The organism is Brumimicrobium mesophilum (assembly GCF_003025005.1).
GTDB classification, from domain to species: domain Bacteria; phylum Bacteroidota; class Bacteroidia; order Flavobacteriales_D; family Crocinitomicaceae; genus Brumimicrobium; species Brumimicrobium mesophilum.
Genome location: NZ_PVSS01000005.1, coordinates 191699 through 216589 on the forward strand (window position 1 = coordinate 191699; position 24891 = coordinate 216589).

General features: G+C 33.4%; 18 protein-coding genes. 1 reads left to right on the plus strand and 17 read right to left on the minus strand.

Annotated elements, in window-relative coordinates; all coding sequences use genetic code 11:
* Nucleotides 1–83: 83 nt before the first annotated feature.
* From C6368_RS06865 to asnB, 12 genes are all read right to left on the minus strand, one after another.
* Complete coding sequence (locus tag C6368_RS06865) at nt 84–1361, minus strand: OmpA family protein (protein ID WP_107038449.1); 1278 nt, start codon at nt 1359–1361, stop codon at nt 84–86.
* A complete protein-coding gene (locus C6368_RS06870; protein WP_107038450.1) occupies nt 1340–2500 on the minus strand; it encodes a hypothetical protein in 1161 nt (386 codons plus the stop codon). Before C6368_RS06870 ends, C6368_RS06865 begins: the two co-directional genes overlap by 22 nt.
* A gap of 639 nt (nt 2501–3139) precedes the next feature.
* Nucleotides 3140–4156 (minus strand): META domain-containing protein, encoded by a 1017-nt coding sequence (locus C6368_RS06875; protein WP_107038451.1) that lies wholly within the window; start codon nt 4154–4156, stop codon nt 3140–3142.
* Between the two features lie 120 nt (nt 4157–4276).
* Nucleotides 4277–4960: an LOG family protein gene (locus C6368_RS06880; RefSeq protein ID WP_199851600.1), complete on the minus strand. Its 684-nt coding sequence runs from the start codon at nt 4958–4960 to the stop codon at nt 4277–4279.
* Nucleotides 4961–4972: 12 nt separating this feature from the next.
* Nucleotides 4973–7774, minus strand: a complete 2802-nt coding sequence (uvrA, locus tag C6368_RS06885) for an excinuclease ABC subunit UvrA (RefSeq protein WP_107038453.1) — start codon at nt 7772–7774, stop codon at nt 4973–4975.
* A gap of 88 nt (nt 7775–7862) precedes the next feature.
* Nucleotides 7863–8789 (minus strand): lytic transglycosylase domain-containing protein, encoded by a 927-nt coding sequence (locus C6368_RS06890; protein ID WP_107038454.1) that lies wholly within the window; start codon nt 8787–8789, stop codon nt 7863–7865.
* 422 nt (nt 8790–9211) lie between these two features.
* A complete protein-coding gene (locus tag C6368_RS06895) occupies nt 9212–10282 on the minus strand; it encodes a glycosyltransferase family 4 protein (protein ID WP_107038455.1) in 1071 nt (356 codons plus the stop codon).
* A gap of 19 nt (nt 10283–10301) precedes the next feature.
* Nucleotides 10302–10847, minus strand: a complete 546-nt coding sequence (gene rfbC / locus C6368_RS06900; protein ID WP_107038456.1) for a dTDP-4-dehydrorhamnose 3,5-epimerase — start codon at nt 10845–10847, stop codon at nt 10302–10304.
* 29 nt (nt 10848–10876) lie between these two features.
* Entirely contained in the window at nt 10877–13192 is a 2316-nt protein-coding gene (locus tag C6368_RS06905) for an exopolysaccharide transport family protein (RefSeq protein WP_107038457.1), read from the minus strand.
* Nucleotides 13192–13965, minus strand: a complete 774-nt coding sequence (locus C6368_RS06910) for a polysaccharide biosynthesis/export family protein (RefSeq protein ID WP_107038458.1) — start codon at nt 13963–13965, stop codon at nt 13192–13194. Before C6368_RS06910 ends, C6368_RS06905 begins: the two co-directional genes overlap by 1 nt.
* Complete coding sequence (locus C6368_RS06915) at nt 13962–15134, minus strand: glycosyltransferase (RefSeq protein ID WP_107038459.1); 1173 nt, start codon at nt 15132–15134, stop codon at nt 13962–13964. Before C6368_RS06915 ends, C6368_RS06910 begins: the two co-directional genes overlap by 4 nt.
* Nucleotides 15119–16972: an asparagine synthase (glutamine-hydrolyzing) gene (asnB, locus tag C6368_RS06920; RefSeq protein ID WP_107038460.1), complete on the minus strand. Its 1854-nt coding sequence runs from the start codon at nt 16970–16972 to the stop codon at nt 15119–15121. The genes C6368_RS06915 and asnB overlap by 16 nt, the downstream gene beginning before the upstream one ends.
* A gap of 39 nt (nt 16973–17011) precedes the next feature.
* Here asnB and dacB point away from each other — a divergent pair, with 39 nt between their 5' ends.
* Entirely contained in the window at nt 17012–18484 is a 1473-nt protein-coding gene (gene dacB / locus C6368_RS06925; protein WP_107038461.1) for a D-alanyl-D-alanine carboxypeptidase/D-alanyl-D-alanine endopeptidase, read from the plus strand.
* Between the two features lie 262 nt (nt 18485–18746).
* Here the strand turns inward: dacB and C6368_RS06930 are convergent, their stop codons facing one another.
* From C6368_RS06930 to C6368_RS06950, 5 genes are all read right to left on the minus strand, one after another.
* Entirely contained in the window at nt 18747–19718 is a 972-nt protein-coding gene (locus C6368_RS06930; protein ID WP_107038462.1) for a T9SS type A sorting domain-containing protein, read from the minus strand.
* Between the two features lie 105 nt (nt 19719–19823).
* Entirely contained in the window at nt 19824–20918 is a 1095-nt protein-coding gene (locus C6368_RS06935) for a hypothetical protein (protein WP_107038463.1), read from the minus strand.
* A gap of 123 nt (nt 20919–21041) precedes the next feature.
* Nucleotides 21042–21539, minus strand: a complete 498-nt coding sequence (locus tag C6368_RS06940; RefSeq protein ID WP_107038464.1) for a hypothetical protein — start codon at nt 21537–21539, stop codon at nt 21042–21044.
* 284 nt (nt 21540–21823) lie between these two features.
* Nucleotides 21824–23344 carry a GH3 family domain-containing protein gene (locus C6368_RS06945; protein WP_107038465.1) on the minus strand — a complete coding sequence of 507 codons (1521 nt, stop codon included), beginning with the start codon at nt 23342–23344 and terminating at the stop codon, nt 21824–21826.
* A 544-nt stretch (nt 23345–23888) separates the two neighbouring features.
* Nucleotides 23889–24746, minus strand: coding sequence for a hypothetical protein (locus C6368_RS06950; protein ID WP_107038466.1), 858 nt, complete (start codon nt 24744–24746; stop codon nt 23889–23891).
* Nucleotides 24747–24891: the final 145 nt, after the last annotated feature.

A 24891-nucleotide genomic window follows, 5' to 3' on the forward strand; every position in this document is an offset into this window, starting at 1 on the left:
TCACAATGAACTAATTGGAATAAAAAAATCCAACCTAAAATAGATTGGACTTTGTGATCTTTTAAAAATGTAAGGATTAGAATCTAATCTTTCAGAATCAACCTGCAATGCACAATTCCTTGGTTCAATTCGATGTTAGTGCTTGAGAAATTCTTGTTTGAATTTAATGAAATGATTTTCTGCTTGTCCAAACCTTGAGCAATCAAATAATTTTTCACTACGATAGAACGTTGGTTGATTAGAGCTAAATCTGTTTCAGTTGTATCGCTTTTATCAACTCTGCTAGACAAATGAAGAATGTAATTGCTTTTCTTTGCTTCTTTTACTAATTCAGTTAAGCTTTCCTTGTTGCTTTCATTTAACTCGACAATTGTTGAATCGAAAAATACAGCGTAAAACAAAGTGTCTGATTCAGAAATATTTGCATTTGAATCGACAGCTGCCTCATCTAAAATAATTGGAGAAGTGCTTGCTTTATTTTGCTTAACATCCTCTCTTGATATTGAATCAGAAATCATTTCTAAACTATCGCTTAATGAAATTCCAATTTGTTTATCTTCCTCAATAACAACTTCCGTTGTGTCGATTTGATTAGCATCAAGAGGAGTGGCCTTTAAATTTGATTCACTTGTATTGATAATTATTGGAGTTTTCGATTTAACTCTTCTTTTATTCGTGTCTGTTACAACGATATTGGTCTTGTTTAAGCTATCATTTTGTGCTTTTAATTGAAGAATCTGTTCATTTTGAGTCAAAATCCTTGTAGTATCTGCTTTTTTAGAAATAAGAATAGAATTGGTTTCAACTAAATCATTTTCCTTAATATTCGCTCGATTTATACTATCGTTTCGTTCATTCAACAAGTTAATCTGCTCTTCTTGCGTTAAAATTTTAGTCGTATCCACCATTTTTACGGAAGAAGAATCTAAACTCTCTAAATATTCTTTTTCTTGGGTGGTTTTAATCCTTGGTAAAGTAGGTTTTTCACTAACCACGATTCTCTGTGTAATTGTAGTATCCACAGAAATTCTTTCAATCAAATACAAAGTATCTAAATTGCTTTTCGGAAATCCTATTTCGTTCTTTTTACCTATTGAATTTAGAGTATCTAGAGTGTCCAGAGTATCCAAATTATCATCATTTAGTTTCTCTTCTTTAAAGCGGTCATCATGCTCATCTAAATAATCATCAACATTTGACAAAGACAAATAATCATCAACTGTCAATTCTTTATTCGAACTTGTATCACTTAATGCTTCACTCCCTGAAAAATAGAGAGAACCGTAGCTCCCTTTATTTGAGCACGAAGCTAAAATCAACGTTGCTATAAATATTATTCCTATTTTCTTACTCCAATCCATGCGTCTAATTCTAATGCTACACCAAACGTTGGTATAAACTTTAATTTATTTGTTGAATTACTTAAATTACTCACCATTAAGGTCCCTGCATTAACTCTAATTACCTTAAAAACATTAACTCCTAAAGCTGCATAAACCGGTAACTTTATCGTTGGCGCACCATAACGATCGCCATCAGCATCCTCAATTTTAGAGGTCAACACACCCAAAGAAATACCTAAAGAAGTTATCGATTTCCCTTTGACATTAAATGATCTTTTAAAGGGAATTGTTATTCCAACCCCTGGAGTTAACCCTGTGCTTGATAAATTTACGTTATTAATATTTGAGTTAAGATTCCAAGCATATAGACCTCCATTAATCGGAAGAGTGAATCTAGCTTTTTTAGTTTTCACACTCGAAATATCATACCTTCTATATTGTTCCACTAATTCAGAAGAAACAAATGGCTTTACCTCTGTTAAAATCAACTCTAATAAATAATCGATTTTTTCATTCAACATTGCTGTAGAAATTGAATCTTTTTCAATTCCTTTTTTCTTACGTAGAATTTTCTTCACCTTAAAATTATCCAGTTTATTGATTTCGTTTTCGACTAGTCCAGACAGTTCTTTAAATTCAATTCCGTTTCTAGATCTTTGAAGAACTATTCCTTGATGAACAATTTCATTTAACCCTTTAATTAAATCTTTAGCATTATCCACTTCAATATCTTTCCCATCAACTGTGATTTCGCTTCTAAGTAAATGTTGACTTCTCGTTAATATATTTCCGATAATTCGTTTTTTAGATTCTGTGTCTAAGGATTTAAAAGTTGTCACTGTAAAATCATAAGTTTCACCAGCTTCTAAAGGTTGGGTCACCAAGACTTCGAAATTCCCTGAGTTATTATGCAATGATCGATTCCAGCTGTAAACCACAGGGTCATTTCCTGAATTTTCTTCTTTAATGGTAACTTCCACAAGCTTAATTGAGATATCAACTTCTCCTTCAATCGAAAAAACTTCATTGTCGGGAAGAACAGGAAAGTTTTTAAACGATCCATTCTCACTATCGAGTTTAATGATTTGTGATTGTGCATTTGCGTATGCAATTGAAAAGACCGATAAGGTCACAATAAGTAATTGTTTTAATTTCATTTTCGTATTTATTTATTAGAGTGAAATTACACCTAAAATATAGTATAATTAATGTTTTCCTTTTTCGACAAAAAATAAATGCTAATACTGAAAGATTCACTTAATCATTTCAAAAAAGTCTTTTCCGCATTTATTCGCCGCTCATTAAAAAGTACTCATTATTAAGCTAGGAAGCACCATTGTTGAGGAAGTTTTATATTTTTTTCTGAAATAAATAACAATACGCTCACCCTTTCAGATAACATGACTTAATTTGAAAAAAGAGTCCACGATGGTTATCGGAACCTCAGTTGCTGAAATCATAGATTTTCTCAACTATCGGAATGACAATCGATTGGTTTGAAAGTCAAAAAAGGGAGGAAAAATGAAGCTGCGTGTCATTTTTCCTCCCTTTTTTGATAAGTCCCTCCCTTAGACTGTCATCCTATGTTTGCAAGACGGATCAATTTAATTGATAATTAGACTTAGTTTGGTAACCTAATTTAAGAAATAGTAGGGTCTCATTATTTAATGGTCAATCAAACCTTGATTTAAGTGTGAAAAGTACTGAGATTTAAATGGGTTATCCTAATAATAAACACTAAAAAAAAGCGAACTTGAAAACTCAATTCCGCCCTTTAAACTCTTAAATTAAACCACTTAGCGTTCAAACAACACCAATTTCTTTCCGTCCTTATCCAACATTACTAATTGATTACTTTGAATCTTATAGCTTACGACTTGATCCAAAGCCAATAAAAACTGATTAGACGTCTCCATATCTGGGCACATCATTTTCGTTGAAGCCACTTGACCAATTTCTAAATCAGCGTTTGATAAAGTCTCGATTTGAGCGTTAAAATTGTTGCAACCATCTTTCCCTGAAACCGTCATTTTATCCAAATCGAAAGTTATACTTGGTTTTGATTTCACTTCTAACAAAGCGTTATCGTTAATTTTCATAATATTCCAAACGCCACTCAAATCCGAACTTGCTTTGGACACTTCAACTTTCAAATATGTTAAAACTGTGTTCCCGTCTTGGTCATAGAACTCTAATTTATTATCAGAAATTTCATATTTTTCAACTTTTGAAAGCGCTTTGTGATATTCACTTTCTATATTTTTATTATTGCAGGCCTTCAAAGTACCTAAACCTTGTTTTATTTCTATTTTCTGAGTTGTTAATTCTCCAATTTGAGCAGAATATAAATTACAACCACCATTTCCAGAAATTTTCATTCCTTCAAGATCAAACATCAAAGTTGGAAGAACTACCATTTTATTGATAACACCTTCATTAATTGAAGTTAACACCCAATTTCCTTTCAATTGTGCTCGAGGATCCTCTTTTCTCTCTATTTCATTAATTAAAGTATACTTAATTGTTGAGGCATCGGCTGGAGTATTCTTGGCTTTTCTCTCTTCCTTTTTCACCTCTATTTTCTTCATAACTCCTTCTTCGAATTCGAAACCTTGAATGCCAGCATACATGTTCTTCCAGTTTTCATCTTTAAGGTCCTCCCCTTCAAAAACGTTTAAACATTTTCTCATTCCACTACCGGCATCACATTGAGTTTTGATTCCTCCAACCCACATAATTTCATTTTTAGGCGTTGAGCATGATTGTAAGATTATTAATCCTGCAACAAATGGTAATACACTTTTAAATTTCATATTTACTTTTTTAAATTTTTTCAAAATATGTTAATTGGTTTTGTTAAGCATTTGCAAAGAACGCACCAATTTCCGTAAGGAATTGTTACAAAATGTTAAGCATGCATAATTAAGTTGACTTTAAAAATTAGGCGTGAGCGAATGCGTTTTAAAAAATTCGTCGATATATTTCACTGCTTCCACTTCGTCATCACAAACTTTAAATAAATCTAAATCTCCTTCAGAAATATTCCCTTCCTCTAACATTGTATTTTTGATCCAATCAATCAGTCCTTGCCAATATTTCACGCCAATAAAAACAACTGGTTTACGAGCGATCTTTTTGGTTTGAATTAATGTCAATGCTTCAAAAAGTTCATCCATCGTTCCAAACCCACCAGGTAAAACCACAAATGCTTGAGAATATTTCACGAAAACTACTTTTCTAACAAAAAAGTAATCGAATTTAAGATTAGAATCTAAATCGATATATTTATTTCCGGTCTGTTCGAATGGCAAATCAATATTTAAACCGATAGACTGTCCACCACCTTCTTGGGCTCCTCTATTTCCAGCTTCCATAATACCAGGTCCACCACCAGTGATCACTCCATAGCCTCTTTCGGCAAGCATTCTTGAAATATTTACTGCTTTTTTATAATAATCGTGGTCATTGATTGTTCTAGCAGACCCAAAAACAGATACACTTGGTCCAATTCGCGCCATGCTTTCATATCCTTGAACAAATTCTGCCATAATTTTAAAAATAGCCCAACTGTCGTTTGACTTAATTTCGTTCCAATCTTTTCCAGGTTTGTGACTCATATACTCCATTTATTATCTTTCTAATTCAATTTTCAAATATTTTGCTGTGATAGAATCTTTGGCTTTCTTCACCAATTGTTCTGGTGTTCCTTCTCCGACAATTCTACCCCCTTCTTTTCCTCCTTCTGGTCCAACATCAACAATGTAATCTGCTACTTTTACAATATCCAAATTGTGTTCAATTACTAAGACAGTATTGCCATCATCCACTAAGCGATTCAAAACATCCAACAACATGCGAATATCCTCAAAATGTAAACCTGTTGAAGGTTCATCCAAAATATAAATTGTTTTCCCTGTACTTTTCTTCGATAATTCAGTAGACAATTTTATACGCTGTGCTTCTCCTCCTGAAACTGTAGTTGACGGTTGACCCAATTTTATATAACCTAGCCCAACAGAAAGCAAAGTAGACAATATACGATGAATCTTTGGAATTGGCTCGAAAAAGACCGTTGCCTTTTCGATGGTCATATCTAAAACATCAAAAATTGACTTTCCTTTATAGCGAACTTCTAAAGTTTCTCTATTGTATCTTTTTCCACCACATGTTTCACATTCTACATAAACATCTGGTAAGAAATTCATTTCAATTTGTCTTAAACCTCCTCCTTTACATGTTTCACATCTTCCTCCTTTCACATTAAATGAGAAACGACCTGGTTTGTAACCACGAATTTGCGCTTCTGGAATTGTAGAAAACAAAGTTCTAATTTCATCAAAAACCTTGGTATAAGTTGCAGGGTTGGAACGCGGCGTTCTTCCGATAGGATCTTGATTTATTTCAATCACTTTATCCAAATGCTCCATTCCTTCGATTTTCTTGTAAGCCAAAGGATCTTTAACTCCATTATATATGTGAGCATTCAAAATAGGATAAAGCGTATGATTCACCAATGAAGATTTACCACTTCCCGAAACTCCTGTTACGCACGTGAAAGTACCCAAAGGAATTTTCAAATCAACATTCTTTAAATTATGACCTGTAGCGCCTTTTAAAACCAATTTTTTACCGTTTCCTTTGCGTCGCTTTTTAGGGTTTTCAATTTTCTTTCTATCAGACAAATATTGAGCACTTAAAGAATCACTTTTCATGAGTTCATCCCACGTACAAGCATTGATAATTTCTCCTCCGTGTACACCTGCTCCTGGACCGATATCAACAATAAAATCGGCAGCTTCAATCATTTCTCTATCATGTTCTACCACGATTACCGAATTTCCAGAATCACGTAAATGTTTTAAAGACTCAATCAATCTCGTGTTGTCTCTTTGATGTAAACCGATACTTGGCTCATCTAAAACATACAAAACGTTCATTAATTCAGAACCAATTTGCGTTGCCAAACGAATACGTTGACCTTCTCCACCAGAAAGCGTTCTTGCCGAACGATTTAACGTTAGGTAATTTAAACCAACAGACAAAATAAATGAAAGTCTGTCGTTTATTTCCTTTAATATCTCCTTTCCAATAATCATTTCTGATTTACTCAACTTTTTAGGCAGTTTTTCAAAGAAATGGGCCAATTCATCGATGTCTTTTTCGACCAACTTTCCAATATGCTGACCGTCAATTTCGAAATAATGGGCTTCTTTTTTTAGTCTAGAACCTTCACAAGATGGACAGGTTTTCTTGTTCATAAATGATTGCGCCCAACGTGTAATTTTGGCTGATGTTTTTTCTTCGATGTGGCGCGTCAAAAAATCAATAATTCCTTCAAAAGAAGCTACGTTTTTACCTTGCTTATTTCTTGTCGCCTCACGACCATAAAGAATAGCAGTCATTAAATCATCAGGGATCTCTTCAAGGGAAGTATTCAGAGTAAATCCTTCATCCAATAGGAATTTTTCCAATTCTTCAAAAATCCAAGTTCTTTTGTATGGACCTAAAGGAGCTAAACCACCTTTTTTGATTGATAATTTCTTATCTGGAATAATTTTATCGAGGTCAATTACAGAAACTTCTCCTAACCCATTACAAGTTTGACAAGCACCGTAAGGAGAATTGAACGAAAATAAATTTGGTTCTGGGTCCGGATAACTAATTCCAGAAGAAGGACACATTAAAGTTCTACTAAAATGTCTAATATCAGCAGAATCATGATTTTTTAGCATCATTGATTTTTCACCAATATCCATACTAGTTTCAACGGCCTTTTTTAACCTTTTCCTGTCTTTTTCATCGACTTTTAGTCTATCAACAACCAATTCAATGTCATGAACTTTGTAACGGTCAACTTTCATTCCTGGTGTAATATCCACGATTGCACCATCGATTCTCATTTTCGTAAACCCTTTTTTGAGCATTCTTTCGAAGAGTTCACGGTAATGTCCTTTTCTACCTTTCACTAAAGGTGCTAAAAACAACACTTTTTCTCCAGAAAAATCATCAATAATCAGGGAAACAATTTGATCATCAGAATATTTCACCATTTCTTCACCAGAAACGAAAGAGTAAGCTGTTCCGATCCTAGCAAAAAGCAATCTCATGAAATCATACACTTCAGTAATTGTACCGACTGTAGAACGAGGATTTTTTGAAACCGTTTTTTGTTCGATGGAAATTACTGGAGAAAGACCATCAATTTTATCGACGTTTGGCCTATCCATTCCCGATAAAAACTGTCTTGCGTATGCAGAAAAAGTTTCTATGTATCGGCGCTGACCTTCAGCAAAAATTGTATCAAAAGCCAGGGAGGACTTTCCACTTCCACTGAGTCCTGTAAAAACAACAAGTTTATCCCGAGGTATAACCAAATCTATATTTTTAAGATTGTGTTCTTTCGCACCAAGAATTGTTATTTGATCTTTCATATTTTATGCTCTCTTATTATTGAAATCGCAACTAAAACTTGCGACAAAATCTCGTAGGTTTATCAAATAAAATAACGACAGTTATAGTTTAACCTTTAAACAGTCCAAGTTGTTCATTGTCTTTAGGAATTTTAAAAGTAAAAACTTCACCTTCTTCGACAATAAAATCTCTTCCTTTGATCCAAGGATTTAATTTTCGTAATATTTTGATTGTTATTCCATGTTCGATAGACCACTCATATAAATCTGGAATTGAAGAATCAATAATTACATCTTTGGTTTTATATTCAGGATATAAGCTTTCGTTATTGATATAAAAACCATAATTATTCGGATTTTCAAAGACTAATTTAATGGCCATTAACCTAAAAATATAGCGTGCTGTTTCGGTATTTAATGAAAGGTCGAAATAATTATCTACTTTTTGCCTTTTTAAATTATCTGCCATCCCAAACATACCTAAATTATAGGAAGCAGCGGCTAAAATCCAACTTCCAAATTTCCCATTTGCGGTTTTCAAATATTGACAAGCTGCCCTCGTGCTTTTTTCAACATTGTAGCGCTCATCCATCTGGGAGTTTATAATTAAACCATACTCATCGCCAGTTCCTTCCATGAATTGCCAAAATCCTTTTGCTCCTCTTGGACTCGTAACATTTTGGAGACCACTTTCAATAACAGCGATGTAAACTAGATCTTCAGGAACGTTTTCATCTTTAAAAATAGTTTTCATAACGGGAAGCCACCTGTTTGAACGCTTCATCATCATGATGGTGTTGGAATGCCAAAAATTATTGATCACCAATTCATTATCCATTCGTTCTTTTAAATCTAAATCTTTGAAGGAAATAACTTCTCCGGCAAAATTTATTTCGCTTGGAACTTCGGGAATAACAAAGTGGTTTTCAATGGACGCAACGGTTAACTCTTGTATTTCTTGAGGTTTTTCAACTTCTTGTTCACAAGAAATTAAGGTAAAAACCATCGCAATAAATAATACAAATCCTTTTCTCATTTACTTTAAACTTTTAGAAAAGTAAAAGTAATGAAAGTATAGGGATTTTTGTTTACTGGAGGATAACAAGCGAGCTATTAGCTCCCCACGAGCTAAAAGCTAGCGGTAGCTCGGCAGCTCGTTTAATAAAGTTTAAATGCCTATCGGGATCTTTGCCAGTAGTGAAATCAATTAAGCTCCTTTACCTAGCAAATGGTTTGCGCTGTAATGGAACGCGGATGACACGGATGCAAGCAACGCGGATAATCTCGGATTTTCACCTCAGGTGAGTTCGGATAATCTCGGATTGCTTGCGTCATGAATCCTAAATATTGTCATATCTTGAAATTAATAATATACCATATTTTATAAATCTCTGTTTTTATGGAGGATTGAAGTTTAATTCAAAATTTACTGGTAAAGTATAGGATACGGATTAAAGTTTATTCTGGAGCCTTATATTTTATCGTATTTCTGTACAAAAGAATGAAAACGATTAAAAAGAAAACCAATGCTATAACCGAAGGAAATATATACGTTTGACTTACTAAATAGCTTAATACAATCGCTATAATTGATGACAGCACACTAATCAAAAGAAATATTAACCACACTTTAAAATCTGAATTCCCTTTGTAGACCAAATGGTGTGTAGTGTGGTCTTTCCCTCCTAACATAACGGAAACCCCTCTTTTTGTTCTATTAATTACAACTGTTAAGGTATCTGCAATTGCAGGAGTAAAAGCAGCAAGAATTAACAAAACGCTTGTCCATGAAGGTAATTCATAGCTTGCAGGAAGATTCCAAAGCGCTTTTATACCGAAGAAACTTACGAAAAGTGCAAGAAACTGACTCCCTGTGTCACCCATAAACATTTTTGCAGGGTGAATATTATAGACTAAAAAACCAATCAACGCACCTATTTCAGCTGCAATCAGAATTGTCCAAAGTATATTTCCCGGGTCATTAAAGAATCCAAATACGACCAAACAAGTAAGTAAAATAAATAAGGAAACAGTTCCTGTGATTCCATCCATGTTATCCAACATATTGAGACTATTCATAACAGCCACAACCCACAAAATAGTGATTACTCCATCGATAAAGGGAATATGGAAAACATCCACAGCATTATCGGTAAAGACAAAAATAACACCACATAAAATCTGCCCGAACAATTTCAAAAGTGGATTGGTGTCGTAGGCGTCATCAGCCACTCCGATAGCAAAAGCAATTGTTGCGGCAAGGAGTAATCCTAAGAATTCAATTTGATTGAATATATCTTTGTCTGCAGAAAGTGAGGCATAAAAAAGTACAGCAACAACAAAAGTAAAATATAAACTAATTCCTCCTAAAGATGGTTTCGAGGTATTACTCCAACGCACTACAACGTCGTTCTTATTTCTTATCCCTAAGCTTTTTGCAAACCTTAATACCAGTTTATTAATTATTAAGGATAGCACAAAAGCTCCTAAAAGATAAATTATGTGTTCGATTATGAGGTTAGTCATCATTTTAGATCCTTTTTTTTAGTTAAAAAGGTGAAACAAAATTAATAAAATCTTGATAAAACCTATCTTTTTCTGAAAGAATAGGATGGTCTATACCCCAATCGATGTTTAATTTGGGATCATTCCACATCAAACCACCTTCACTTTCTTGATTATATAAATTAGTACATTTATAACTAAAAATTGTATTGTCTTCTAAGGTCAGAAAACCGTGAGCAAATCCTTCAGGAACATAAAACTGTTGCTTATTTTCACCAGAAAGTATCATTTTATAATGTTGTCCATATGTAGGAGAGTCTTTTCTCAAATCAACTGCAACATCTAAAACACTTCCTTGAATTACACGCACTAACTTTCCTTGTGAATGAGGAGTCTTTTGAAAATGTAATCCACGTAAAACACCTTTATGAGACATAGACTCATTGTCTTGAACAAAATTAGGTAAATCGCCTACGTTTTCTTTCCAAGTTTTCTCATTAAAAGATTCAAAGAAATAGCCTCTTTCATCTCCAAAAACTCTTGTTTCAATTCCTATTAAACCTTCAATTCCTGTTTCAATAATTTTCAAAATATTCCTTTTATTTGGTTGATTGTTATTTATTCTTCTGAGTAGTATGTGCCGTATCCATAACCATATAAACTCTTTTTTGCGTCTACACCATTTAGTATCACATTGACATTCTTTAAATCTTTAATCTCAGCTAATTCATGTAATTTTTCTAAATAATTTCGTTTAGAATAATTTGACCTAAAAACATAGATAGGAACATCAGCCTTTCTCAACATTTGCACACCGTCTGAAACTAATCCAACAGGTGGGTTATCGAATACAATAATGTCATAGGCGTCCTTGAATTCTTCAATTAACTCATCAAATCGTTTCCCCAGCATTAACTCCGAAGGATTTGGTGGAATTGGACCAGCTGGAATAAAGTCCAACCCTTGAATTCTTGTTTTTTGAATCACCTCTTCTTTATCACATAATCCTGCCAACAAATTACTCATCCCGATTGCATTAGAGGCTTCTAAACCAAGGTGAATAACAGGTCTGCGCATGTCTAAATCGACAACCAACACTGTTTTTCCAGACATCGCTAAAATTCCAGCCATATTAAGAACAATGAAAGTTTTTCCTTCACCAGAAACAGTTGAAGTTACTGTAATGGTTCGGGTTTCATTTTTCACAAATGATAAATTGGTACGAATGGTTCTAAAGGATTCACTAATCATAGAACGTGGATTTCTATCTACCACCAACATGGAATGAGAGGCCTTATTTTTAAAAAAAGGTATTGATCCAAGCACTCCAACATTATTTGGCAATAAGTTCTTTAAATCTGAGATTTGATTCACCTCATTAAATGTTAAATAACGCAATAATAAGAAGGCAATAGATAGACTAAAAGCAAAAAACAAGGTTACGCCATAAATCATTCCTTTTTTTGGAGACACCGGCACGCCAGATACGGAAGCATCATTCAATATTTTATTATCTGATGCGTACCCTGCATTTGAGATGGAGTAAACAACTCTTTTATCAGTTAGTAAGGAGAAATATTTCTCATTCAATTCTTTAATATTCATTAAACGAGATAATTCCATTTGCTTTTCTGGCAATTCAAAATACTCTTCTTGATATTGAATTAAATCTTTACCCATAGATTTAATTTTCTCTTTCAATCTTCTCGATAATAATTCAATAACCTCATCAATATTGTTTTTACGAATTTCAATGCGCATATTCAACTTCTTGATATTGTCATTTTCTGGAGTTACTTGATAAAGCAGGTCCTCTTTTTCGTCAATTAATTTATAAAGCTCTTCGATTTGCTGATTTAAACTGGATTCATAAGACCTTCCAATAATAATGGGTATTAATCTATAAACGTCCAAACTATTTGGGTTACTCGCTAATTTTTCTTCAATATTATTTAGGATGCGTAATTCTTCCAACGCTACCTTCTCTTCTTTCCTTAATAATTCAATTTTTTGAGCTGTTGAAGTCGAAAGGTATTCAGGATTAGTAATGTTTTCTTGTCGTTGATAAAACATAATACTGTCCTTAGAAGTAGAAAGTTCATTCGTTAAAGAATCCAATTGAGTGGAAATAAAATCTAATATATTATCAGCGCTTTCTTTCTTTATATTTTCATCGTATTTAAAGAAATTATTAACCAAGGATTGAATAATATCTTTTGCTAAACTTGGACTATGACTTTTAAAACTCACTTGAACTGTTCTTGCGTTCTGATCAATTGGAGTTATTGTAAGTCCAGACCTTAACTGCCTTGAAATTCTTGTAATTTCGTTTATTTCAAAATAAAGCTGATTATTTTTTGAATTCGTTTCAAATTGTTTCCAGTCGGTTACTTTAACCTGTGCATCAAAAAATGGGGTTTTTAATATAGTATTTGGTGAAAATTTATATACAAACGTATCATTTTTATGAGTAAAGCTGATTACAGCTTTTTGTCCACTAGAAGACAGGTAAATTGGAGTACCTCGCATCAAGTCATCCTTAACTTCAACAGGAATTATTTCAATAGGACCTTGTTTATATAATGTTTCAGTTAAGAATTCTCCTTTTGAGAAATATGAAATAGAAAGTGGCAAATCTGCAATTGCTTTTTCAAACAACATTTGAGATCTCAACAATTCAATTTCTTTTGCAATACTTCTATCTTGTCGTGCATCTTGAAAATCTAAGATATCAGCACCTTGATTTTCACTATTGAGTTGAATCAACATATTTGATTCATAAACTGGTTTGGTATAACGTAAGTACAGGAATGCTAATAAAAAAAGTAAAATTGAAATAAGTGCACACCAATACCAATTCCTTTTAATTACAATTTTTAGAACCTTGAGATCAAAGTTAGTATTTACAAATATTTTGCTTTTTTGACTACTCATTATTTTGAAGTTGTAAAGAGTGTTATAATCAATATAGCAGAAGAAAGTAAGGAAATTATCGGGGTTACTTCTTTTAAGAATTCTCTTGACAATTGTTTAGTTGGTTCAACATAAATATAATCATTAGATTGAACAATCATGTCAGCATATTTCAAACCATCCATAGTACTCAAATCAATTTGGTAAACCTTTCTTCCTTGATTTGATTGACGCATCAATTTTATCACTTTCGCTTTTCCTCTTTCAGTAATTCCACCAGCTAGAGCTATGGCTTCCATTAATGTGGTGTTATTGTTAACAATTGGAACCACTTTTGCTCCTCCACCTGAACCTGGAAAGACAATTACTCGACGGTTTGTTACCTCAACTTGTACAAAAGGATCTATATAATCTACTGAATAAAGCATTTTTAGCTTTTCCTGAACTTCAATAATTGATAACCCATCTACTTTTACTACTCCGACCATTGGCAATTCAACATTTCCGTTTGGTCTTACTAGGTAGGAAATATTTCCAACTCCTAACCTTTGGTTACCGGATTCCATTCCAACTCCAGTGGACATATCAATAATCCTCTTTCCATCTTCAACGAATAATGAAAATGAAATTTTATCATCTGGGGCCAAACGAAAATCATCTGTTGGTGAAATAGGTATATTTTCGGTGATCACCTCAGTATCTGTAGATTTAAACATTACATGGCTATTCACACCACAAGATGTAGAAACGATTAAAACGCCAACAAATATTATGAGTGATATAATTAACTTCATTTTTTCAATAGCGATTTATAATAGTTCCTCGTGTCATCTACTAATCTGTGATAACTATACTTATACTTAACATTTTCTTGACCAAAAATAGAAAATTTTTCGCGTAAGGTACGGTCTTCAACTAATAAACGAAGCTTTTCTGTGTAAGTTTCAATATCTTCCCTTTTTATCACAAAACCTGCTTTCCCTTCTTCAAGAATATCTCGAACCCCTCCAACGTCAGTCGAGATAACAGGAATACCAGAAGCCTGCGCTTCAATAATACTCACAGGAGTACCTTCATTTTTAGAGGTTAGACACATAATATCCATTCCTTGATTGAATGAAGCAATGTCTAAAATCCAAGAAGTCATTTCGATGGTATTGGGATATTTTTGATGAATTTCTGCAACTCTTTCTTCAATATGTAATTTTTCACTTCCGTCTCCCACAATGAAAATTCTAATTTTTTGTTTTGTTTGACTCAATAAATCCTCAACAACTTTTAAAAAGTAATCATGATCTTTAACCGGAGCAAGTCGGCCAACAATAGCAATGGCAACTTCATCTGGTTCTAATTTATATTCAAGTCTAATTAAAGCCCGATTGGTTACCTTATCTTGTGAGAATTTCTCTAAATCAAATCCCAAAGGAATAACCTTAAATTTTTCTGCTGGAGCAATTTTATGAACTTCACTTAATTCTTCTTTCTGAAGGTTACTGATTGCTATAATTCCAGTTGATTTCTTGGCTAAATAACGTTCTATTTGCTTAAACAATTGTGTTTTTGCATTTCCGAAATAAGAATGAAAAACATGGCCATGAAATGTGTGAAGAATTACGGGAATATTTAAAGAAATAGCAGCTGCTCTTCCAATAAAACCAGCTTTAGAAGCATGCGTATGCACAATATCTGGTTGAATTTCCTGTAATAATCTTTTGATTTTCTTGTAAGCTTTATAATCAATTTTAGGGTTCAGACTTCTTTGGATTTCAGGAATGATGATTGGGGTAATTCCATATTGTTCCAAAATATGATGTGAGTCTTTTTCACCTTCATCCGGAACTCCACCAATTAAGGTCGTTTCAAATTCATCGCCCAAAAACTTAGTCAAAAAAGTAGCATTGAAAGTTGGTCCTCCAATGTTGAAACGATTAATTATTCTTACAACTTTTATTTTTTTGTCCATCGTTCAAACCAATTTTGAAATACTATATACGCCCACATCGTTACCGTTGCTTCTTCCTCTTCTCCTTTATCAAAATCTACTTTCAATTGCTTTACTCCATTAAAAGAAAATACATTTTGATGTTCAATAAATTCTTTGAAAAACCATGATTTCTTAACCACATCTTTCCACACACTTTGAATCCAATCTTTTAAAGGAATTTCAAATCCTTTTTTGGATCGTGAGAAAACCTCATCAGGTAAGACATCTCTAAAAGCATCACGTAAGATTCTTTTCCCTACACCATTTAAATATTTATATTCATCCGGCAATCCATTCACGAAATCCACAACTTCCTTATCTAAAAAGGGTGTTCTTACTTCAACAGCATGATTCATACTCATCAAGTCTACTTTTTTGAGCATGTCATTTGGCAATACAAATTGCTGATCTGTCATTAAAAAACTCTGTAAACTTTCTTTACCAGGTCCAACTTTAGTTTTGTAAGGTTTACTTTCTAAAAGAAGATGATCACGTCTATTTTTAGAGATAAATTGAGCCAACATCCAATAAGAATTTGGCCATTTTTCCTGCAATAAAACTCCAAACTTTTTCATTTGACGAATGCGATTGGAAATTTTTCCTGTTCTGTTTCCTCCAGACATTTGACCAGCAAATTTTGAAGCTACTTTTAATAGAACACCTGGCTTCTTACTTCGTATATATGCTTTGTGCTTGTTGTAACCTGCAAAAAGTTCATCTGCACCGTCACCCGATAAACAAACAGTTACTTGTTTCTTTGCCTCGCGAGATAAAAAATACATGGCAACAGCGCTTGAATCAGCAAATGGTTCGTCATAGGCATCTAAAACCTTTTGAAAAGACTCTACAATGCTTTCCTTAGCTAATTGCACGGGGTGATGAATTGAACCTATATGTTCCGCAACATTTTTGGCATATTCTGATTCATCAAAAAAGTCATTTCCCACAAAACCTATTGAAAATGTATTCACCGAAGATTTAAAATCGGTGGTAATTTGAGAAACTATTGAGCTGTCTACTCCTCCACTTAAAAATGTACCAATTGGAACATCTGCATTTAACCTTTTGATTACAGCGTTTTCGATTCTCTTCTTTACCTCAAGAACAGCTTCTTCATATGGCATTTCAATTTTTGGAGCATTTCTAACCGAATAATATTCCAAAACATCCACATTTTTACCTTTGATTTTTAAATAGTGGCCCGGCAATAATTTATGTACACCTTCAATCATAGTGTCGGGTGCAGGAACATATGTAAACTGAAAATATGCGTTTAAAGCTGCATTATTTATTTTCGTTTCCTTCAACATATGTTTGAAAGGAGTTAATTCTGAAGCAAAAAGAATTTCATCTTCTTGAATTGAAAACAGCAGTGGGTTTATCCCTAGATGATCTCTAACCAAAAGCATTTCATCTTCTAATTGATCATAGAAAGCAAACGCAAAACAACCTTGTAAATTATTGATTCCAGCAGTTCCATTTTCAATAATATGGTATAAAAGAACCTCCGTATCTGAAGAAGTTTCAAACACATATTCTTTTTTTAACAAATCATTTTTTAATTCTGGATAATTATATATCTCTCCATTAAAAACAATAGAATATCGCTTTGACTTATCATAAAATGGCTGATTAGATCTTTCATTCAAATCAATAATTGCCAAACGGTTATGCCCTAAAATTGAATTCCCAACTACTTCTAAAGAAGTATTATCAGGTCCACGGTGATTTTGACTTAAAAGGGCCTTTTTCAAGCCATTTATATCGTTATCTTTAGGGGTTTCGGAAAATTTTTTCAATCCAACTATGCCACACATAATATTTTATCGATTTTTATAAAAATTTAAAATCTCGCCATGAAGATAATAGTTGTTAGTGTATTCTACTTGTTTTTTCTGAATTTATCATTTGTACAAGCGCAAAACAACGCTGTACAGCAAGCTATTAACAGTTTCAAATCTCTTGAAGCACTTGAAAACGCTGGGATTAGCTTTCTTGCTTATGATATTGACAACGATGAAATTATTGCTGAATACAATTCGAAAACTGCAATTATGCCTGCATCAACTGTAAAACTTTTTACTACAGCCGCAGCTTTTGAAATTTTAGGCAAGGATTATCGTCCGAAAACCACCATTTACAAAACTGGAACTATCGATTCTTCGGGTGTTTTGAATGGTGATATTATTATTAGAGGATTAGGTGACCCAAGTTTAGGAAGTCGCTATTTTAATAAAGATGAAGATGTAAATCTATTTCTCACAGAATGGGTTGATTTTATAAAAGAAAAAGGGATAAAAGAAATCAATGGTAAAGTTTTGGCCGACGGGTCCGCATTTGGATATCATGGTGCGCCTGATGGTTGGTCATGGTCCGACATGGGAAATTATTATGGAGCAGCTGCAAGTGGGTGTGCTGTTTTCGACAACATGACGTATTTACATTTTTCAACTAGTTCGAACTTAAATGGGCCAACCGCATTAGATTCAATGACACCGAGAGTTCCGGGCTATCATTTACACAATCAAGTAACAACTTACGCATCAAGTAGAGACAATGCATATATTTATGGAACACCGTTTTCTTATGAGCGTTTTGCAGTAGGAAATTTACCAATAAGCAAATCAAATTTCGAAGTTAAAGCAAGTGTTCCAGATCCAGAATTATTGTTGGCTCAAGTTTTTGAAGCTGCTTTGGTTCAATCCGGTATCAAGGTTAAAAACCCAGCATTTGGAATGCGATTATTGCTTCAAATTAATTCTGATTCAACAATTAATTACCAAAAACTTGAATCATTATTCACTTTCGAAGGAAAAACAGTTGAGGACATTGCTTATTGGACAAACATGAGAAGTGTGAATTTTTTCGCCGAGCAATTATTGTGTCTTGCCACATACGAAGCAACAGGATTTGGCGGAAGTCAAGAAAGCGAAAAATTTATCAATTCATACTGGGAACCAAAACTGGGAATCAAAATGATGCAAACTGACGGAAGTGGATTGTCGCGAACGAATGCATTTAGCGCTATGCATTATGTGCAGCTATTGAAATATATGCACAAGTCTGGAAATTTCACTGCTTTTGAAGAAACTTTACCCGTTGCAGGAATGAGTGGAACGCTAAGAAGTGTTTGTCGAGGTCAAGCCGCCCAAGGAAGACTAAAAGCGAAAAGTGGAACAATGAATCGCATCAAATCTTATGCTGGATACGTGGACAGTAGAAATGGTAAAAAAATTGCTTTTGCGCTGATGGTAAACAATGATACTTTGAGTAATTATCAGTTGGTACAGAAAATGGAGGTGGTTTTTAATGCTATTGCGAATTATTGAGAGATTGTGGATTTGTTTTTTGTTGATTCGTGAATTTGCTTAGAACGCACAAGCAGGATGAGCAGTTTTTAGATAAATCGTTCAATTGGGAGTGCGTTTTGATATTTCCTCCTATTTACGCTTGTTGGATCATCTCTTTGCTCTTTCACAGCACTCCTACTCAAACAAGGTTTATTACAGAAAGAGGGTCTCATCTTAAAACTTCAATTTTATCCGATACACACGTGATCATCAAGCTCCTTTCTGATGTTTCCGATTGAACTTATTTCACAACTCGTTTAACACTAATATTGTTGTTTATTGTATAGACTTTCAATATATAATTTCCTTTTGGGAGTCCTTTTAATGAAATCTCTGCTTCAGTTAATTTATCCAATTGCATCTGCAGAATTTGATTTCCCATAATATCTAACAGAATCAACAATTCAATTCGCTCACTACTACTGATGTTAATTCTATCTTCTGCTGGAATAGGCCAAACGCTAATTTCAACACCTTTGCTTGTATTCTCTTTTACATTCAAGTTTGACGCGCAATTTTCAGAGTATCTCGGTGAAATTAATCCATTTGCATTTGCCCAACCATCAAAAACAACATTCCCATCTATAGAAAAACACAGCGTTGCACTTGATTGCTCAAACGGAATTTGAATTGGTAAATTAAAACCCATCGTAGAACCTACACCTTCAAGAATAGATACGAATCCAGAATCATTCGAATTGGAACCCAAGGTCCATCTTTCATGATAAAGTCCATCATTCAGCATAACTGAATCGTAGGCCATAACTAAAATTTGGGGATAATTCATGTTGTTGAAAGTTTGAGGATAAGGTTGACCAACTACTAGATTTCCAAAATCATATAATATATGTTCTTGGTTTGTGATGGCGTCCCATTGATAAACAATTTTATTAGCAACATCTTGTCGGAAAACGACCCTCGTTTCATCCGAAATAAAATCAGTTCCTTCTTGATAATTTTGTTGACTTCCCCAACCATCAATCCAATCGGCATAGGCATGACCATGTAAAGTACGATAAACTTCCCCGTTGATCAAAGTATCATTTCCATAACTCAATGGCTGAGTTATAGTTGCATGTTCATGATTATTGTAGGCAGAATATAGAAATTGACCTTGTATCCAAACTGCGTTTGAAACTGGAATAGGAAGATATGACTGAGAATAAATAAAGTTACTCGTCATGAAAAGCGCAATCACATAAAGCAGTTTCATAATGTTATTTTTAACACGAATATAAGCACTTTAAATAAAATAATGATTGTTTGAGAAATTAATTAGAGATTCGCACAAACACCATAAACAACTGAATATAAAGCACTATTCTTCTTCACTTTCATTTAATTTATCTCCACAACATGAACAATAAGGTAAATGAGCAAAGTTTTCTTCACCACATTTATTACATTTTTTAAAAAGTTCGAGTCCACAGAAGCGACAAAAATCAGTTACAATTCCATACGTCGAAGTTTTGTCTTTTTTACCGGCAGATTTATCCCATTTTTTAACAATAAAATCTTTACCACAAGAAGGACACATGTGATCATCAAGCGCTTTTTCAGCTGTCTCAATTTGAACCTTTTTGGCTCTTTCTGTAGTTGAAACCTCAAGTTCTTTCTTTTTATTCTCAATAAATGCCTTAATTCGATTAATGGCATAAATCCCAAATAGGATACTTAAAATTATTCCGACAGTATAACGAATATAACCTCCGTAACTTGGAAGATAAGGAACTAACCCAACGAAGAATGCATAAAATGAGAAAAGTACAAACCCCAAAAACAAAGGCCAGTATTTGTGTTTTCTAAATTTAATTATGAATAGAATTCCCAGCAAAAGAATAGGTAAAATAAATAATAAACGGATTAGGAACACTTTTAAGTCATAGGCTCTGATGGCCTTTTCTCTCTCTTCATAAGCTCGCTCATTCTCTTTATTAATAGATTGTTGAATTGTTCGTCTCTGTTTCGACAATTCTTCTATTTCATTAGAGATTTGATTCAATTCTACTTTCCATTCTTGTTGCGTTTCATAAAACTCATCAAGTTCCTTGGCCCGCGACAGCACTTCTTTATCTTCTTTAGGAGAGCCAACTGTTTTTCTTGCTTCCAACCAATTATCATAGGACTTTTTGGCGTTTGTATAGTTACCATTAACAATCCTAATTGTGTTTTGAACACCTGAACGTTTTTCATCTTTTAGATCAATTAAAATCTCAATTTCTTTAATTTGAGCTTCCTTGGCATTCAGCAATTCGCGGTTTTGAAATTCCTCAACCAAAGGTTGTTCTTCCCACTCATCCACATCATCAATCAATTTTCCGGAGAGTGAAATCAAGAATCCACAAAGCACAATCGCAATGATGTAATTAATGAGTTTTGATGTTTTCTCTAACTTCTTGTTATTAAATTCCATAATATTATAGGCTGTACAAATTATTTTCAAAAGGTCTGATAGTAGCTAACTTCAGAGTTTATCCTTAAATATAGTTTACGAAGTTAAGAAAAGTTATATCATCAAAAAAAGGACAATTTTGCTTTAGAACTTTGATAGTCTAACTTTATTCGCAACACACCAGGTATCGGTTTTATGGCATCCTGGCAAAAACAAAACATAAGTTTTTCCTTCTGATTTAATTCTAATTGAAATATCAGATCGTTTTATTCCAATTTGACTCCTGGACTCTTCAAGTATTTTAACTATTTGAGCCTTTTCCCAATCCAAGTTTAATTCTTCAGAAATCGAGAGAACATGATTGAAATTTTCTTTTGATTGACTACGCAAATGAAATACAGCACCTTTACCCTGCTTTCTAAAAATCTGTTTCGTACTATCTTCTGCATCTAAGTTGTTTAGTATAAATTCGAATTTCGATTCAGACAACAAAAGAGATTCAAACAACTCCAAATCTGCAGTTTGGAAAGAGAAAAATACGGCCTCACCCAATTGATCAATATTTTGTAATTTTAAAGAATCTTGAGCAATCGAGCTTATAGTTGTTAAAACTAATAGGAATGTAAATAGTTGCTTTTTCATATTTTTAGCTTACTTTCTAGACATTTAGAACTCAACTTTCACTCTAAAATTGCACACATAATTTTCGATCCCAAAAGTAATATTTACTTTATAATTAAACCTAAGTTTAAGAGCTAAGTGTAATTGAACCACTATGGATTCAAAGTACCATAGGTTCAGGTGATAATAACAATTCTATAACTAATGAATAAAGTCTAAAATTAGTAATAAAGTTATTATAAAAGATAAAACAAACAGTACGAAAGTGAATAGATTTAACTCTATCTGAGTCCAATAAACAAGCACTATATTTCACGAATTAAAAAAGACTCCCATTCTAAAGCTTGTACTTTATTCAAAACCCTTGGAAACTTATGCTGAGCACCTAGCTTTCCTTTTCTATCCATGAATTCATAAAACCTTTCTACAGGGATCATTTTTACCCTTGGCGACTTCAATAAATACTTTCGAACAGATCTATAATCGTCATTTATTTCTTCAAGCATTTGATTGAGATAAACAGAATATTGTCGAGGGTCTACAATACTATTTGAACCGATATACCAATAATGTCTGTCGTCTTTTTTTGCGGGCAAAACACAATATTCTTCCGCTGTAATACCGAATCTTTCATTCGTCTTCTGAACTGCTTTATTCATATTTTCCAAAGAAAGATGTTCACCAACAACATTTAAAGTATGTTTTACACGACCAACTATTTTGATTTCCAAATTTTCAAGATCGGTGAATTTGATGACATCCCCCATAAAATACCTCCAGAGTCCGGATGATGTCGTGATCACCAAACCATAATTTGCATTTTCCTTTAATTCATTTAAGACATAAGTCGGAAATTGACTTAAATCACCATCAGTTCTCAAAAGATCAAAATACTTTTCGTCAATAAATTCATAATACACTCCGTGATTTGTTAAAAGTGTCATACTATTATTATTCGGATTTTTTTGATATGCGAAGAATCCCTCACTTGCTAAATATGTATTTTTAAAAAACACACTATTGGAACAAAGTGCTTTGATTTTATCTTCATAAGTTTCCAAAAATACTCCTCCGTGTAGAAAAATTCTAAAATTAGGCCATATCTGGTGAATACTATCCACTTTATAAGTTTTTACAATCCTTTCTAAAAGAATTAACACCCAAGAAGGTGCGCCTGCAATAACTCCAATATCCCATTTTTTAGCATTTTTGACTATCTCATCCAATTTAGAATTCCAATCGGTCATTTGAGAAATTTTACTTCCGGGTTTAGAAAACAAACGATACAGAAAACGCTTGTTCTTTTGTAAAATCCCGCTTAAATCTCCTTCAAAATAAGTGTTGATTTCTTTCAGTTTTGTAGAGCCCCCAACAGTTAAAACAGTGGATTGATAAAAACTTGAAGGCAAGTTTAACTCATGCAATTGAAGTAATTGTTCTAAGGTCGTTTTTTGAAATTGTTTAATCATTTGATCAGACACAGGAATTCTTTTCGAAGAATCTGTTGTGGTTCCTGACGAAAGCGCAAAATGATTGATTTTGTTTGGCCAGGCAATATTTGTTCCGCCCTCCAACTGCTCAACTATATATGGGTTGAAAAATGATTCATAGGTAAAAACTGGAACATTCTTTCGAAATGAATCACAAACATCTTCGTCTTGCAACAATCGGCTAAAGTCAAAATCGACACCAAATTTGGTTCTCTTTGCTTTGCTTAAAAGATCAATCAAAACCATAGATTGTTCAGTGTTATTTGCTTTTCTTTTAACACCATAACTATAGCCAACTCGTGTTGTGTTCTTCAAAAATGTTCCTACAAATGCCATATAATTGCTTTAGAATACAATTATAATTGCATAAAACGAAAATTAGATTATTGTAAGATTATCGAATAATTAATGATGTTTTTTTTGTTAAAACAGATTTAATCTATCGATAAAAAACATCAAATCATGTTCAAATTAATAGGAGAAAATTGCTTTAACTCATTTCGAAACTAATTGAAGATCTTAACCAAATGAAATCAATGCGGCTTCATTAGAAATAAAAAATGGAGAGCTAATGAATTATAATTTGCATATGTTGAGACATCGGTAAACAAAAGAAATTTCAAAAACCTGGAATGCAGAAGTTATTTGGAAATAAACTTGTAATAAACTTCACTCCTAACGTCATCATTACAAATCAATTCCGCAAATATAAATTTGAGTGTGCAATTTTTCATAACGGGATCGGGCTACGAAACGTGCAGCTCACTATCCAAGTTATTCTTTCGAAGTTAAGAATAGATTTTTAAACCAAAAACGATTTTCCGAAGCAAAATTCCACATGGTTTGTAGGACGTGTTATACACCTTATTTCAATCTTCGATTACTTAATCAATTCTTTCCATCTGGAAGGGTGATAAGAATTAAGCAGTGTTACTTTTGGTTCTGCATTAAATTTGTCTAAAGTAGGCTGAATTACTTCTGATAAGGGAGTTGTGCTTTCTAAAGGATCGAGACAGTAATCCTTTTCATTCTTTATTTGAAAATCAACAATCCGTTCTCTTTTTTTTGAAGGGCCACCAATTGTGCAAGCGTTAATGAAGTAGAAACTTTCACAGTTCGAATCTTCAAGTTTCGATTGAATTTTCGACTCGAATAAAACTTTACCGCCCAAATCCCACAAAAGCCGAAATAAGACTGTTCTATATTCATCAGTTGTGTGTCCTAAAGATGTTTGGAAGGAAACTGCATTGAGGATATATATTTCGTAAGTCCCATTTGAAAAGCACTTTTTGTTAAGATTAAACAAATCTAAAACGTCCAAAATAGATTTGTTGAAATTACCTCCCGCACTACCCGAAGATGTTCCATTCGCGGGTCTGATACCATTACCGGTCGAATCGTATTCATCCTTGTGCGGACTTTCCAATATGAAGAATATTTTCTTATTCTGTTTAGATTCTGGACTACTCTTAACCTTTGAAAATTTCGTACCGTCAAAAGTGACCAATAACCTTGGTTTTTTGTCGTCTGGACATCTCTTTGAACTGAACCTCTTAAAGGCTTTAAGTTTCTTTCGTTCTGCTAATTCCTTTGGTTCTTTTACTCCTTTTGTCTTATGAGATTTGTCTAGAGCAACTATCTCTTTTGAGAAGTTTTCTTTTTCGGCGCCCACAAAGGACGTTAAGAAACGGGATAAAACCGATTCAATGTTTGTGCTTTCTATCGTATTCAAACTCATCCTGTGTTTATCTTTGATGGCATACGTGTTTGTAAATGGTTTGTTGCGTGGTTTAAGCAACTAATTTAGTAAATAATTACCGACCAAGAAAGTCCGCGAGGACTTTCGTAAGTAGGCTAGAACTAGCAATAAATTATATACGGTG